Annotated in this window: 20 protein-coding genes; all 20 read right to left on the reverse strand. The window is 46.7% G+C overall.

Annotated elements, in window-relative coordinates; genetic code table 11:
* Positions 1-127: 127 nt before the first annotated feature.
* Positions 128-781: a zinc ribbon domain-containing protein gene (locus IJN28_05840; GenBank protein MBQ6713287.1), complete on the reverse strand. Its 654-nt coding sequence runs from the start codon at positions 779-781 to the stop codon at positions 128-130.
* Between the two features lie 142 nt (positions 782-923).
* Positions 924-1,874, reverse strand: a complete 951-nt coding sequence (locus IJN28_05845; protein MBQ6713288.1) for an O-sialoglycoprotein endopeptidase — start codon at positions 1,872-1,874, stop codon at positions 924-926.
* Between the two features lie 2 nt (positions 1,875-1,876).
* Entirely contained in the window at positions 1,877-2,287 is a 411-nt protein-coding gene (nusB, locus tag IJN28_05850) for a transcription antitermination factor NusB (GenBank protein ID MBQ6713289.1), read from the reverse strand.
* Positions 2,288-2,308: 21 nt separating this feature from the next.
* On the reverse strand, positions 2,309-2,536 hold the full coding sequence (locus tag IJN28_05855; GenBank protein ID MBQ6713290.1) for a DUF2273 domain-containing protein: 228 nt from the start codon (positions 2,534-2,536) through the stop codon (positions 2,309-2,311).
* A gap of 18 nt (positions 2,537-2,554) precedes the next feature.
* Positions 2,555-3,103 (reverse strand): alkaline shock response membrane anchor protein AmaP, encoded by a 549-nt coding sequence (amaP, locus tag IJN28_05860; protein MBQ6713291.1) that lies wholly within the window; start codon positions 3,101-3,103, stop codon positions 2,555-2,557.
* A 12-nt stretch (positions 3,104-3,115) separates the two neighbouring features.
* Complete coding sequence (locus tag IJN28_05865) at positions 3,116-3,508, reverse strand: Asp23/Gls24 family envelope stress response protein (protein ID MBQ6713292.1); 393 nt, start codon at positions 3,506-3,508, stop codon at positions 3,116-3,118.
* A gap of 103 nt (positions 3,509-3,611) precedes the next feature.
* The gene (locus IJN28_05870) at positions 3,612-4,100 is read right to left on the reverse strand and encodes a SpoIIIAH-like family protein (GenBank protein MBQ6713293.1); all 489 of its coding nucleotides are present in this window, start codon (positions 4,098-4,100) and stop codon (positions 3,612-3,614) included.
* Positions 4,097-4,684: a hypothetical protein gene (locus IJN28_05875; protein ID MBQ6713294.1), complete on the reverse strand. Its 588-nt coding sequence runs from the start codon at positions 4,682-4,684 to the stop codon at positions 4,097-4,099. The genes IJN28_05870 and IJN28_05875 overlap by 4 nt, the downstream gene beginning before the upstream one ends.
* Positions 4,668-5,162 (reverse strand): stage III sporulation protein AF, encoded by a 495-nt coding sequence (locus IJN28_05880; protein ID MBQ6713295.1) that lies wholly within the window; start codon positions 5,160-5,162, stop codon positions 4,668-4,670. The genes IJN28_05875 and IJN28_05880 overlap by 17 nt, the downstream gene beginning before the upstream one ends.
* 10 nt (positions 5,163-5,172) lie before the next feature.
* Positions 5,173-6,333: a stage III sporulation protein AE gene (gene spoIIIAE / locus IJN28_05885; protein MBQ6713296.1), complete on the reverse strand. Its 1,161-nt coding sequence runs from the start codon at positions 6,331-6,333 to the stop codon at positions 5,173-5,175.
* On the reverse strand, positions 6,330-6,716 hold the full coding sequence (spoIIIAD, locus tag IJN28_05890; GenBank protein ID MBQ6713297.1) for a stage III sporulation protein AD: 387 nt from the start codon (positions 6,714-6,716) through the stop codon (positions 6,330-6,332). Before spoIIIAD ends, spoIIIAE begins: the two co-directional genes overlap by 4 nt.
* 9 nt (positions 6,717-6,725) lie before the next feature.
* Positions 6,726-6,923 (reverse strand): stage III sporulation protein AC, encoded by a 198-nt coding sequence (spoIIIAC, locus tag IJN28_05895; GenBank protein ID MBQ6713298.1) that lies wholly within the window; start codon positions 6,921-6,923, stop codon positions 6,726-6,728.
* Between the two features lie 11 nt (positions 6,924-6,934).
* Entirely contained in the window at positions 6,935-7,408 is a 474-nt protein-coding gene (locus IJN28_05900) for a stage III sporulation protein AB (GenBank protein ID MBQ6713299.1), read from the reverse strand.
* A gap of 44 nt (positions 7,409-7,452) precedes the next feature.
* The gene (gene spoIIIAA / locus IJN28_05905; protein ID MBQ6713300.1) at positions 7,453-8,394 is read right to left on the reverse strand and encodes a stage III sporulation protein AA; all 942 of its coding nucleotides are present in this window, start codon (positions 8,392-8,394) and stop codon (positions 7,453-7,455) included.
* Between the two features lie 108 nt (positions 8,395-8,502).
* Positions 8,503-9,981 (reverse strand): VanW family protein, encoded by a 1,479-nt coding sequence (locus IJN28_05910; GenBank protein ID MBQ6713301.1) that lies wholly within the window; start codon positions 9,979-9,981, stop codon positions 8,503-8,505.
* Between the two features lie 21 nt (positions 9,982-10,002).
* Positions 10,003-11,256, reverse strand: a complete 1,254-nt coding sequence (locus IJN28_05915; protein ID MBQ6713302.1) for a methionine gamma-lyase family protein — start codon at positions 11,254-11,256, stop codon at positions 10,003-10,005.
* Positions 11,257-11,261: 5 nt separating this feature from the next.
* A complete protein-coding gene (gene hflX / locus IJN28_05920) occupies positions 11,262-13,052 on the reverse strand; it encodes a GTPase HflX (protein MBQ6713303.1) in 1,791 nt (596 codons plus the stop codon).
* 122 nt (positions 13,053-13,174) lie between these two features.
* Positions 13,175-14,047, reverse strand: a complete 873-nt coding sequence (locus tag IJN28_05925) for an AAA family ATPase (GenBank protein MBQ6713304.1) — start codon at positions 14,045-14,047, stop codon at positions 13,175-13,177.
* A 148-nt stretch (positions 14,048-14,195) separates the two neighbouring features.
* Entirely contained in the window at positions 14,196-14,432 is a 237-nt protein-coding gene (gene hfq / locus IJN28_05930) for an RNA chaperone Hfq (GenBank protein ID MBQ6713305.1), read from the reverse strand.
* 55 nt (positions 14,433-14,487) lie between these two features.
* Positions 14,488-14,866: tRNA (adenosine(37)-N6)-dimethylallyltransferase MiaA (locus IJN28_05935; GenBank protein MBQ6713306.1), on the reverse strand; the 379-nt coding region annotated here is incomplete at its 5' end.

Genomic DNA, 14,866 nt, shown 5'->3' on the forward strand with positions numbered 1-14,866 from the left:
GCCTAGTAGCATTATATCAAAAGGAGCTTTTGTGTTTTACGCATAGCTATAAGCTTTACGGAACCCCACGCCTAGCGCGGGGTTTTCGATATACAAAAATACCGCCCCATGAAGGAGCGGTTCACTATTATATATCAAAATTTTCATTATAAATAAATTTTATTACAGTAACATTTCTGTTTTTATCTCCATATATGTCAACAACAGGAACTTCTTCAGAGACATTTACAAGTTTAGTACGTGCAGGAGCAATAACCGCTGTAGAAATTTTCTCTTGATTCGGTATAATCCCAAACATGGCAAGCCCTTTATACGAATCTAACTCACCTATTTTCCACTCACGAACAGACGCCATTACATTAAGTTTCACAACTTGATCATCATAAATGTCAAAATCCCCATAGAATCCATCCCAATAATAGGTGTACGTTATAAAAGGAACATCTCCTTTCTTTGTATGCAAATTCCATTTTGTAACATTTCCCGGTTTACCTAGTTTTTCCTTCAACTCTTGTGTAGTTAAAAGGCTGAATTCATCACTCTCAAGTATAACCTCAACATTAGCAACAGGTTTATATCTTTCTGCAGACTTTTCGTTGATACTATTAAAACACGATGCAACAAGCAAAACAAAAATAACAACAAATGCTAGACATCCCCACTTTGCCTGTTTTTTTGCCTTTCGTTTCTTTTCTTCTTTTAATATCGCAGTCTCACTTCCACAATAACTGCACACCTTTGATCCATCAGGAATTTCGCATCCACATTTTTTGCAGAGCATAGTTTACTCCCCCCGACATATTTTATTTTATTATTTCTTGTTCTTGGCATAACATTACAAACCCTTCTTTCAATTTAAAATTTCTTACTTTTTACTTAAAAATTTTGTCAAATAAAAAAACCAGACCTTATGTCCGGTTTTCTTATCGCTTCAGCCAAGCGGTATAAGCCGCTCCCATTGCATTATCGGGACTGTATACAGCTTCGGGATAATACAATTCTGCTCGTATTCTTTTTTTCTTAAAATATGTCTTGAGATAGTTTCTGATATACGTATTCGACATGACGCCGCCGACCATCAAGATGTCTTGGCAACCCGTTTCGTTTGCCGCATTGCGAAGAAGTCTGGCAAGTGTTTTGCCGATACATTCTTCTACACCAGCCGCCATAGCAGCTCTGTCATACGGCTTCGTCATCAAACGCTGTGCATGACTCTCGGGTCCTGCAAAACTGACCGATAATCCGCGTACCGACACAGGCAGTTCAATAGGAGCATCGTGACCGCCACGTGCCAATTCTTCGAGTTTTTTGCCCGTCGGGAACGAAAGTCCGAGCGCAACACCAATGCGATCGACGAACTGACCGCCGTGCAAATCGATACTGCCGCCAAGGAGTTCTACCGATTCGATGATATCACCACTGCGGCGAACACGCACCAGCTCTGTCGTTCCGCCCGACACATGCATCGCCAAAAAGTCTTCGCTTACAAGCTGTTTGCACGACCACAGACCTGCATAAATATGTCCTTCTTGATGACTGATGCTGTGGATCGGTACATCGAGCGTCGACGAAAGGACACGTGCGTAACCATGCCCTGCCAAAAAGGCAGGCATATAAGACCCTTCCGCACGTCTTGGCATCGTCGAAACACCGATTCCCGCAATATTCATACCGTCGATATCACTAACCGCATCTTCCCAGAGTTCTGGAAGATTGCGCATATGTTGGAATACCATTTCAGACTGCGCCAATCCGCGTTTGCCTTCTTTCACCGCCAAAATGCGACGATTGTCCGCTACACGGTTGCCGTCTTCGTCAAGGATCGCTACCGAGGTCGTATAGCAACTTGTATCAATGCCGATATAATACTTCACGATCAATCCTTCGCCGCGCGGGACAGCTTACCGAGCACACCGTTGATAAACTTCGGCGAACGGTCCGTGCCGAAACGTTTCGCAAGCTCAACAGCTTCGTTGATAGCAACCCCGTCATCGATCTGTTCTTCTTGATGTTTCATCTCATAGACAGCAATACGCAAAATATTACGGTCAACGGCAGGCATACGCGCTACCTTCCAATCCTGCGCATATATCGACAATTCTGCGTCGATCGCTTCTTTTTGTGCCGATACACCATCGACCAACTGCTGTGCATACATCATCGCACCGCTCGACAAAGATTTATTTTCTTCTTTGATCGTTTCTAAAATAGATTGTGTGTCTGCTTCATTGAATTCCAAATGGAACAATGCCTGCAAAGCAAATTCTCGTGCCATACTACGACTCATAATTCACCTGATCCCTTCTGTTTATCTGCGATAATGGAACGGCCAAAACCGATCTATCATTTCTACAATACTTTCTTCTTCATCGACACGTTTACCGATAACGTAGCCAAAGACCCCACACGCTACAATGAACAGGGTATTGAATAAACCGAATACGATAATCAATATGCCGACGATCATACCGACAATGGCACCGACCGTTTTTCCATTATGGTCTTGCCACAGATTTTCCAATAATTTCAGATTCATTTCTTCACCCCATCTCGATTAGTTAACGCGTCTTTTCACTTTGAACTGATTCGAAATGTCTTCTACCATAACTTCAATGTCACTGAGTTCCAAACCTGCCGTCGTTTTCATGTATTCTTTTACACGTTCTTTGACTTCGTTCGCAACCGTCGGAACATTGCAGTCGGGACTTACGATCAAGCGAAGCGAAGCACGGATACCGTGTTTATCATCATGGCGAGAACGGATCTTTACACCGCGTACGCCTTTGATCGAGCAAGTAATATCTTCCAGCAGATTTTCGATGGCAGACATCGAGATATGAACTTCACCGAATTCCGTTTTGTGAATGATCATTTCACGTTTGCTCGGGCGACGATGAATGAGCAAAAAGAGCCATTGTACGCTGACCCCAAGCAATACAAGCCCAATGATCGCTACCTGCCAATTATTATAGACATGCTGTGTAAAGCTGTCTTCGATCAGCGCGAGCGGAATAAGGCCCAACGCCGCACCGATGACCCCACAAGCAAAAACTGCCAACAGTATATTATAAATAATAAAAATAATACGTCCTAGTGTTTCCATAACTGCTCCTTCCTAGCGTACCCGAATATCTTCCTCTTTGCCTTCGGCAAAGCCGACACCTTGTACATGGACATTGACTTCAATTACTTCAAGTCCCGTCATCGATTCAATGGCACGTTTTACATTTTCTTGTACCGTCAATGCAATATCGGGAATACGCACACCGTATTCCACAATGACAAAAAGGTCTACTGCGGCTTCACGCTCGCCAACCTCTACCTTTACACCTTTTGCCATATTCTTTTTCCCGAGCATCTCCGCGATACCGCCGACAAGCCCACCGCTCATACCTGCAACACCGGGAATCTCCGTTGCCGCCAGACCTGCTACGATCGCCACGACTTCATCAGCAATGCGTATCGTACCGACATCATTATGTTCGATTCGATCAAATTTTGTATCCATACCACCCCTCCTAGTTTTAGGATGACTTTTTAATAAAAAATGTTCTATTCGCTTTATTATATCAAACTTTCTCCTGTTATACAAACAGTTCCTGTCGATTCTGTTACGGTTTGGCACGAATTAAAATATGCTCTTTTTTTACACCGCTGATACGCTCTATAAGTGATGCCAATTCGACGACTTCCTCTCGCGCGAGCACATCTGTACGCACCATAACGGTGGCAGAGTCGCTTTGGCAAAATACGAGTGCATCATCGAATCCTCTTGCCTTGATGATCGTTTCCAGTTCAGACTCTGCCTGACGATTCTTATCGGACTCCCAGAGTGCCGTCTGTTTTTCTCGGCGGATCGTTTTATCCTCCTCTGCCTCGATCGCTTGCGCAAGCAGTTCGCGCGCTTCACTTCGATGTCTGTCACGTGCAATACGAAGTTCGATATAATCGTCTGTTCTTGCCGCATCTTCCACCTGCACCATGACAGGGAGCGATTCTTTTTTGACTTCACATTGCCATATTGCTATAACAGCAACAAAAACCATGACAAGGAAACACCCTGCTCCCACATACCGTTTCCAATGATTCCAATATATCATCTCGCTATTCCCTCCCGTTTTTTCGCCAATACTTTGATGCGATACGAAGCTACGCCCGTCGCCGTTTCGACCGCATCCCGAATATCTTCCCGAACAGCAGACGAAGAACCACCCTCGGCAACAACAAGCACTCCTTTGATGGCAGGTCTGAGCGTTCGGCTGGCGATCGGCGATTCCACTCCGTTTTCGCGTCGCATCGGCAATTCTTCCGTTATCTTCTCCTCTATCGTTTCGGCACCGTTCTGTCCTTCTGTTACGGTACGCTTCTCATGTGTACGATTCTTCTCGTGCTCGATTCGTTTTTCTTCATCTATCTGCACGATGACATCGACAGCACCTGCACCCTCTATCGAAGAAAGTATCTTCTCCAGTTTTTCTTCCCATGCTTTTTCGTCCGAATGTCTTACCTCGGGTATGTATGCAGCATCGTTACTTATCGGTGTCGTCTTCTCTTCTTCCATCAGTGGTGCACCAAGCATCAGTGCTAACCCCAATCCGCCAACAGCCATCAATCTCGGATATCGCACCTTACCTCTCCATTGACGCCACACTGCTTTACTGTCGCCGTTATCTTTTCCGTTCATCTTGTTTGCCTCCTTGCATGATCGACACTACGCCGCGCGGCAGATCAAATACATTACAAAGTTCTCTTTGCAGAGCCTCGCTTGGCATCCGCTCCAACGTGATAACGACCGACTGTACCGCGATCGCCTCATCATTCAGACATACTTTTACCACAACGCTCTGCTCATCATGTCCTTTTTTCGTCAAATACGATGCTATCTTATGCCGTAATCCTTGTTCATACGCATTCTCTATAAAAGCAGACGGATCGAATGTATGCCCTGCCGATTTACGCGACATATCTTGCCAAGATATCTCCATCGGGTGAAAATCATGTATCCATACGACGATAGGCTTTAAGATCGTCACCAATATCAACAGCCCCGCTACGACGCGAACAAAATTTTCTACCGATGAACGAGGTATCAGAAGTTCCAAAAAAACGATAAACACCAACAGCACAACGATCTCGCGTATCCATCCGCCCAAAAACTCCATCTCATACCTCCTAGCGCATCATGACCGACATACTGCCGACACCGACGATAATGGTGATCGTCAAAAAGAAAATAAGCGCGACCGACAGCGTAACGGCAAAGAGCAGTAATATATGTGTTCCCAGCTGTGCCAAACAGTTTGCCAAACGCTCTTCCCCCATCGGCTGTATCAACGCACCGCCTGCCTTCATCAAAAATGCCAGTACCAAGAGTTTTATGAGCGGAACAAGGCAGACCGTCGCAACCGTCACCATACCGAAAATGCCGATCGCATTTTTTAAGATGAGCGATGCTCCGAATATCACGTCGACTGAGTCGGCAAACATCTTCCCGACGATCGGAACAAAATTGCCCACCGCAAACTTCGCTGTCCGAAGCCCCAATCCATCGGCGATCCCGCCTGATACACCTTGCACCGTAAGCAGTCCTGTAAACAGCATCATCCCAAATCCGAACAATATCATTCCGCCTTGTCGGATCAAAGATGCCAGCTGCCCAAGCCGATACGTCCTCGAAAAATAATTAAGCGAATCGAGGACAGCCGTCAAAAGAAACATCGGCAATATCACCGTCTTCATTAAGACGCCGAGCACATTCACTGCAAATAACATCAGCGGTGTAAACAGCGCCGCACTCGTAATAGCACCGACTGCCGTAAGCAAAAATAACATCAGCGGCAACAACGCTTCCATAAAACCTATCATCGCATCGATCGTTTGCTCTGCAAGCATCACCGCAGACGTAAACGCTTTCATCCCAATAATGAGCAAAAAAATAAAACATACACTGTATGATAGGGCAGCGATCTGTGAAGATCGAAACGAGGTTTGCAGCTGCTGCATCAACACACACAGCACCGCTAGAAAAAGGAGCTTACCCAGAAGATGCATTTGCGATGTGATCTCGCGGAAAAATATTTGTTCCAATGAACGCACCCACATTTCGGGCGCAAAGGCAATTCCTTCGGCAGCAATTCGGCGAACCGTATCAACAGTGAGAGGTGACATATCGATCATCAGATCGCGATTGATCTGTTCTATTTCGCGATTAAGCGCATCTGCCCCAAGCGAATCAAACAGCTCCTGACTAATGATCTCATCTGCACTTGCACCTTCTGCCACACCTATACCCCAAATAAAAAATATAGCAACAAGCCACATCCATCTTTTCATGGCATCAACCGCAGTATCGTATCGAGCGCAAAGGCAATGATAGGCACCGCCATCACGAGTATCATCACTTTACCTGCTAATTCTACTTTACTTGCTATCGCTCCCTCTCCCGCATCACGACAGACCTGCGCACCGAATTCGACGAGATAAGATATGCCAATGATCTTGAGCAAGATAATAAGATACATCTCTCCGATACCCGCCCGCTTTGCCATCTCGGTGAACAGCTCGATGATCATGCGTAGTTTGTCCAAAACAAGAAAAAAGACGATTCCCGCAACCACAATCGTGATCTGCACCGCAAGCTCAGGATGCGACCGTTTTACCACCAAGGTCAACAAAACTGCTGTCATTCCTATCCCGACGACCTGTATCATATCCATCTTCTCACCTCATGATAATCGAAACACATCTTGCACCGTCCGAAACAACCGTCCGAGCAGCTGTACGATCCACAACAATACCAAAGCAAATGCCGCCAACGTACAAAGATGTGCCATATCCTCTTTCCCCGCTTGTTTTAACGCCATATGAATGACCGATATCAATATCCCAACGCCTGCAATCTTAAACAACAGATTCAGTTCCATCATACCCTCCTCTATACGCATACCAATATCACCATCAACGCACCGCACGCGCCTATGTAGATCGCCAGTTTTCCCTTTTTCTTCGCATCCGTTATCGCAGTATCTTCTATCCGTTTTAGTTGCTCAACAGCGAGCCTGATCTGCTTTTCCGTTTCGCGACAGCCTGTTCTGCCAAGCTGTTCTCCCAAAAACATCAACATATTCCATTCCGCTTGTCCCAAAGAAGCGTCACTGCTCATTTTTCTGCGCATCTCAACGACTGCTTCCGAGATACAGCACCGCCTGTCTTTCTTCAATCGCTCCGACAAGTGCAGAAACATCTTCGTTATGCTATCCTCACTGCATCCGTTCACACAATCACGAAACCCGTCTGCCAAAAACATCTCACCATATACGATCTGTGTTTCAAGAGCAGACAAGGCTTGTATAAGAGCACGTATCTGACGTGGCCTTGCCCACAATTCTCTCGCACGAAATATTCCCATACCGATTCCTGCCGACAAAACAAGTATAACTCCTATGCCCGATATCATAACGTCCCCTCGCCGATGTCATCACGACCAACGACCGCACGAACAGACCCCATTGTTGGTTGATTATCAAGAAAAATGATACGCGAAAACAGCGCAAAGATTTCTTGCCGGGTCTTTCTCATACGCACCAAGACATCTTCGATATCTCTTCCGTGAAGTGTCGCGACCACTGCGATACCCGCATGAACAGCTTCTTCTACTGCCGCTATATCTTCTCTGTGTCCCAGCTCGTCTGTAGCGATCACAACAGGACTCATTGCTCTGATCAGCATCATCATAGCAGCTGCTTTCGGCGCACCGTCTATCACATCTGTTCGCGCCCCCACATTCAGTCGCGGTATCCCTTGATATGCGCCCGCTATCTCCGACCGTTCATCAGCCAGTCCAACAATAACGCCGACTCCTCCACTTCTTTCCTCACCGTCACTCAACTGCCGTACCAGATCACGTAAGATCGTCGTCTTGCCACTGTACGGCGGTGCAACGATAAGCGTACTCTGCACACAGCCATCTTCCCGAATATACGGCAATACGCCGTCTGCACAACCAACGATCTCTCGCGCGATACGAAACGCAAGCGAATGGATATGTTTCAGCATCTTGACTTCTCCCTGAACAACGACCGCTTGTCCCGCCATACCTACACGATGTCCTCCGCAGATCGTAATATATCCGTTTTTCAGCTCACTCTCCATCGCATATCGCGAATGTTGGCAACAGGAAGATACGATACCCTCCAGTTGCTGCGCCGTGATCGTCACCTTACGGGAAAGCGCAACTTCCGCCAGTCCATACCGCAATCTGATCGGTTCTCCGACACGCAGACGGATCTCACTGACCTCCTCTTCGTGAAGCGCATCTTCTGCCCGAATGACCTCCCCCCATTTTGGGGGTAAAAAAGGAAAGATATCTTCTTCCAAAATCATGTCCGCTTTCATGTTCATTCCGCCTTTCACTTCATTGTATGCATACATCGCCCGACTATGCTTCTTTTTTCCTTTCGAAGACGCAAAAAAGCAAGCACATATTTGTGCTTGCTTTTTTGTTTAACGGTCTGCTTCTCTCTCTGCAGACGGTTTCGGCGGCAATGTATTCGGCACTGCCGTATTCTGCATTGGTTTTTGTTCTGCTATATTGGTTGTATTGTTTTCTTCCGTCCGATTTTCTCTATCTGCTTCTTTTTTCACAGATACCTTCGGTTCAACCGCTTTCGGACCAACGTGGATCACTCGTTTCGTTGCAGGATAACGGTCGCGATATGCCAGCTTGGATTCTCCGTTTTCCACACGATACGTTGCCGTTATGTAACCTTGATTTCCTTTTTCTTCAACGACCTCTTGTCCGCTCGGAACAGTTGCATCTTCTATCTTCACGATCTCCATCGGAATGACTTCTTCGACTCTTGACCGATAGCTGACCTTAGATACAGGCTCTTTCTCTGTATTACCAAGAACGGCAACAGTGATCTGATTGCCAACTACATTGAGCCATAAATAGATATCCGACTGACGCGTATTGCGGAATCTGAAGTCGATCGTTCCGTAATTGACGGTCGCATCAAGCCCTTTCGGAACATACGTTGCAGGGAAGAAATGCGGTTTGCGCTCAACTACCCCGAGGTCTGCCAACAAGACGGCATTGTACATCGTTGTGCTGACCTGGCAGATACCACCGCCGATACCTGGCTCCATCTTACCATTTACGATAACGGGAGCTTCTTGGTACCCACGTTCTGCCGAACGATAGCCGACAACACCATTAAACGAGAATACATCATTCGGTTTCATGATCAAACCATCAATGGCACCTGCCGCCAAATGGATATTATGCGTACGACCGACTGCCGCAGTCGAGAAATATGTCGTATAAATACCGAGTACATCTTTGAACTCTGCCAGATCTTCTGTCGTGCGTTTAGCAACGATCGTTTTCGTATGCAACGACACACGATACGGAAGCTGAGAACCGAAATTTCTGACATCTGCCAAGACAGCATCCGTATCAACAAGATAACCTGTTTGATTCGGCTGAATGACGACCTTGCGATTTACGACCTTGAGGCTCGCTTCGATTGGTTTTACTTCGATCATATCTCGGATATTGTTGATGATCGAGGTCAATTTTTCTTCATCATATCGAACGACATAGCCGACCATCTCATGATTCGAACGAACTTCGTACGCATCTTTGATACAAGTGAAAATATTGCCTTCACGACCGACTGCATAAGCACGTTCGACCGTAGCATCAACATCGACCGAAAAATCAAACTCCTTAGCTTTTACATACCATGATTTTTCTTCATTTTCCATCAATTCAAGAACATTACCATCCGTTTCTGCCTGTTGACAGACCTTCGTTAATGTTGCTTTAGCTTCTTCTTTTGTCATGTTGCCGATCGCAACATTACCGATATGTAATCCTTCTGCCATACGATCCGACGACGGCAAAACAAATGCATAGATTGCACCAAATACTACTACTGCAACTACGATCAACCCGATGATCATATTTTTCATACTCATGTCAGAATCCCCCTATGACCGTTACGCTTGGCTTGCAAGGCGTTCGATCTCTTCTGCCGCGCCCATACTGCCGATCATAGCATGTTCGAGTGTCAGTCCGCCCTGCAAATAAATAATATACGGCGGACGCATCGGTCCATCTGCACTAAGCTCGATCGATGCACCTTGTACGAACGTACCGGCCGCCATAATAACGGCATCTTCATATCCCGGCATATCTCCTGCTTCGGGCGTTACATACGCATCAACAGGTGAATACATCTGAATGCCTTTGGCAAAAGCCTCCATTTTCTCGCGACTACCGAGCTCGATCGCTTGGATAATATCATTGCGTTTCTCCGTCGGTGCAGGAAGCGAATGATATCCGAGCACACCGAAAAATGCCGATGCAAAGATGGCACCTTTGACCGCTTGTGCCGTTACGTGCGGTGCAAGGAACAGACCTTGATAGAATAGGCGATTCCCCGAAAGCGATGCCCCAAGCTCTCCGCCGATGCCCGGTGCCGTCATGCGATACGATGCTTGATCAACAAGATCGGCACGACCTGCAATATAACCGCCAGTCGGAGCAATACCGCCGCCCGGGTTTTTGATAAGCGAGCCTGCCATAAGGTCTGCCCCAACATTCGTCGGTTCCAGCACATCGGTGAATTCACCATAGCAATTGTCTACGAAACAAATACATTCGGGATTGATCGCTTTGATCGTTTTGCAGATACGCTCAATATCGGCGATCGTCAACGGATCGCGCATGCTGTATCCGCGCGAACGCTGGATCAATACCCCTTTGATATGCGGTTTGATACGCGACGGAAGGCCTTCCCAGTCCATCTTACCGTCGATCATCGGCAGTTCCTCATATTTTACACCGAATTCAGCAAGTGATCCCGGCGAATCTCCTTTGTAACCAATAACCGTCTGCATCGTATCATATGGTTCGCCCGTTACGGCAAGAAGCGTATCGCCCGGGCGAAGGAATGCGAAGAGCGCCGTTGCAAGCGCGTGCGTACCTGACACGAACTGACTGCGGAAAAGTGCTTTCTCTGCACCGCAGATATCAGCCCACAATTCATCGAGCTTTTCGCGGCCTGCATCGTTATATGCATAACCCGACGACGTGCTGAAATGGTAGCTCGAGATACGATGTTTTCGAAGTGCATTCAATACCTTGAGCGTATTGACTTCCGCGATCCTGTCAACATCGGCGAACATTCCTTTTACTTGTCTGAGTGCTTCTTCACGAGCCTCGATAATTTTATTCGAAAAACATTCCATCATTATTACTCCTCTATCTGATACTTGACCAAAGCAGACTCCCATTCCTTACCTGCGCTGACCTTGGCCAAAATTCCGTTTTCTTGATATTCCATTTCTTTTACGTTCACATTCTCATGCAGAAAGTTGAGCATCTTACCACTCTCTTCATACGGGATCAAAAGCGTCATATGGACAGACTGTTCATCCAAAAATCTTTCCAATTTCCCAATAAGAGGCACAAGCGTTTCTCGATCGAGTGCCGATACCGTGACCGAATGTTCCCAGCGCGACATCTGTTCCAAACGATGCTCGTTCGTAATATTGTCGCACTTATTGAACACAACGATCTGCGGTTTGTCTGCTGCACCGAGTTCACGAAGTACATCGACAACAGCGATCATCTGTTTTTCGTACTGTTCCGAACTTCCGTCCACAACATGAAGAAGAAGGTCTGCTTCCACAACTTCTTCCAGCGTCGCACGAAATGCCGACACAAGAGAGTGCGGCAATTTTTGAATAAAGCCGACCGTATCGGTAACGACGATACTGCGACCCGACGGCAATTTCAGACTGCGTGTCGTCGTATCAAGCGTAGCAAACAGCTGATTTTCCGCATAGACATCGGACTGTGTGAGCGCGTTCAAAAGCGTCGATTTCCCTGCGTTCGTATATCCGACGAGAGCAACCGACGGCACCTGTTTGTCTTGCCTTTGTTTGCGCTGTACACCGCGCTGTCGACGCACAACTTCAAGCTGACCTTTGATATCGCTGATCTTATTACGGATCGTACGACGGTCTACTTCCAGTTTCGTTTCCCCCGGACCGCGCGTACCGACGCCACCGCCGAGACGCGAGAGTGCCAAGCCTTGCCCCATGATACGCGGAAGATGATACTGCATCTGCGCCAATTCAACTTGCAGCTTACCTTCGAACGTACGAGCTCGCTGTGCGAAGATATCCAAGATCAACGCCGTTCTGTCGATCACCTTCACACCGAATGCCTGCTCCAAATTACGTTGCTGTGACGGCGACAACTCGTTATCAAAAATGACCATTGATGCGCCTGTTTCCTGCAAGAGAATGGCGATCTCGCCGACTTTCCCTCTGCCGATATAAAAAGCAGAGTCGGCTTTCATCCGTTTTTGTTTCACAACGCCGACCGTCTTGGCACCTGCTGTATCGGCGAGTCGTTCGAGCTCGGCAAGCGATTCTTCGATATCCCATTCCGCAGGCTGTTCCACACCGACGAGAATAGCCGTTTCTTCTTCGTGAAGATCGTATCCGCCCACAGTCTTGATATCACGTTCAACTTTGGCAATGACTTCTCGTGTTGCGATAGACGAGAACGATTCCGCGTCGATCGCTTCATATTCCGCCGTCGTAAACGTATTCTTATCGCGTCCCGACAACACAGCAAAGCCGACAGCTTCTCGGCCTGTATCATCGACACCGATTGCCGCCATCAAGTCAAATCGGATAGACCGCAGAGCAGACAAGTCGATCGAGCTAAGACCTGCCGCACCGCTCGGATGCGTATGCAGACAGCGCACACCGCAAAGACCGTCCTCACGACGCGTCTGCTTCACAGGCGGAAGGTCGATCGTCTGTGCTTCACCGACCGACACCTGCACAACCGTTCCCGCACGGTCGATATAGACAGCCAACTCTCTGCCGATACGACAGCTGAGTTCGTACATCGTTCGGATCAATTCTACATCTGCCAACTGATCTGCCGTATGAAATTCATATAATCCTTCTATCTCCTCGAGCACACTGCGACGCAAGCCGACGAGATTTCCATCTAATGTTGTAATCGTAACCGTCTTCCTTTCAGGATAAAATCTATAATCGTTATTTATTCTTTCTTTTTCGGCAAAATCCTGCCCTACTCCCCTTCAAATCTCGTCTTATTGTAGACAATGCCCAACCTTGATATTCACTTCATCACAAAGTCACATTCTTCCAACATCAGCAGTTCATGTCTTAACAGATTCGGCTTACCTATTAGCCGGATCGCCTGTTTGCGGATCGCCTTTTCTACAAGATTACGTACGACACGTGCATTGCCGAATACCGATTCGCGCCCATATCGCTCTGCCATCACCATCTCTCCGAGCCGTTTTCGCGCACGTTCCGATAACTTATATTCTCGCTTCTCGCAAAAAAGGTCGGCAATTAAGAGAAGTTCTCTCTCGGTATAATCCTCGAATGACAGCTGTATCGGAAAACGTGACCTAAGTCCGGGATTCACCGACAAAAACGATTCCATCTCGGACGGATACCCTGCCAAAACAAGAATAAAATCATTCTTATGATCTTCCATCGCCTTGACGAGAACATCGATCGATTCCTTGCCGAAATCTTTTTCTCCACCGCGAGCAAGCGAATACGCTTCATCAATAAAAAGCACCCCGCCAAACGCTTTTTTTATCTTCTCTCGCGTTTTTTGTGCCGTATGCCCGATATACTCGCCAACCAAGTCGGCACGTTCTGCTTCTACGATATGCCCACTTTCTATGACACCGATCTGTTTCAATATCTGCCCGAAGATGCGTGCCACCGTCGTCTTGCCCGTCCCGGGATTGCCGCTGAAGATCATATGAAACACCATTGGCTCCGATGCCAGCTTTTGTCGTTGGCGACATTTTTGTATCTCCCAGAACGCATAGACTTCTCTGAGCATCTCCTTCACTGAGCGAAGCCCAACAAGCGCATCAAGTTCTCTGAATATCTCACGTTCAGACAGTACCGCGTCCTCGTTTTTTCTTTGTACGAACGATTCTTCTTCGAGTGCTTTGTTCTTGCTCATGATACTGCGCCCTAAAGACAGATTGCTTTTTCTTGATGAAATAATGATCTGTGGCCACACACAAGCTCCCTCCGCTTCGATGCCAAATCATTTTCAGTATATGAAAAAAAAGAAAGACTGTGCATATGCACCGTCTTTCCGCATTGATTTATTCGTTCTCGGTCAATTTTTTGTATACATCGAACGGTTTCAACGGCATGATCGTCGAAATCGCATGTTTGTATACGAGCTGCTGTTTTCCTTCCTGCTCTAAAATCACCGTAAAATTGTCAAAACCTTTTACCATGCCGCGCAACTGGAATCCATTCACCAAATAGATAACAACGGCCATATTCTCTTTTCGAACTAAGTTCAAAAAGCTATCTTGCAAATTCGTGGGTTTCATAGCTTGCTAATCCCTCCTCCGCTATTACGAATACGCACTACTTTACTTATCTATTCTACAAGAAGAAGAATTTTCCTGTCAATTTCTTTGCAATCTCTTTTTCGATTCCTATAATATCTTTTTTTGTCTTAACTTCATACCAATCAATATATGGCATCTTACGATACCAAGTAAATTGCCGTTTGGCGAAATGACGCGTACCTTTCTTGATCTCATCGACAGCTTCTTCGAGCGTACATTTTCCGTCGAGATACGCAACCAATTCTTTGTACCCGATCCCTTTCATCGACTGAGCATCGGCAGGTACACCGCTTTCCAAAAGGCCCTTTACTTCGTCTAATAAGCCGTCTGCCATCATCTGATCGACACGCTGATTGATGCGTTCATACAGAAGACTTCTCTCCGAGGTCAGTCCAATAACTGCTACATCATAA

Source organism: Selenomonadales bacterium, assembly GCA_017442105.1.
GTDB lineage: Bacteria > Bacillota > Negativicutes > RGIG982 > RGIG982 > RGIG982.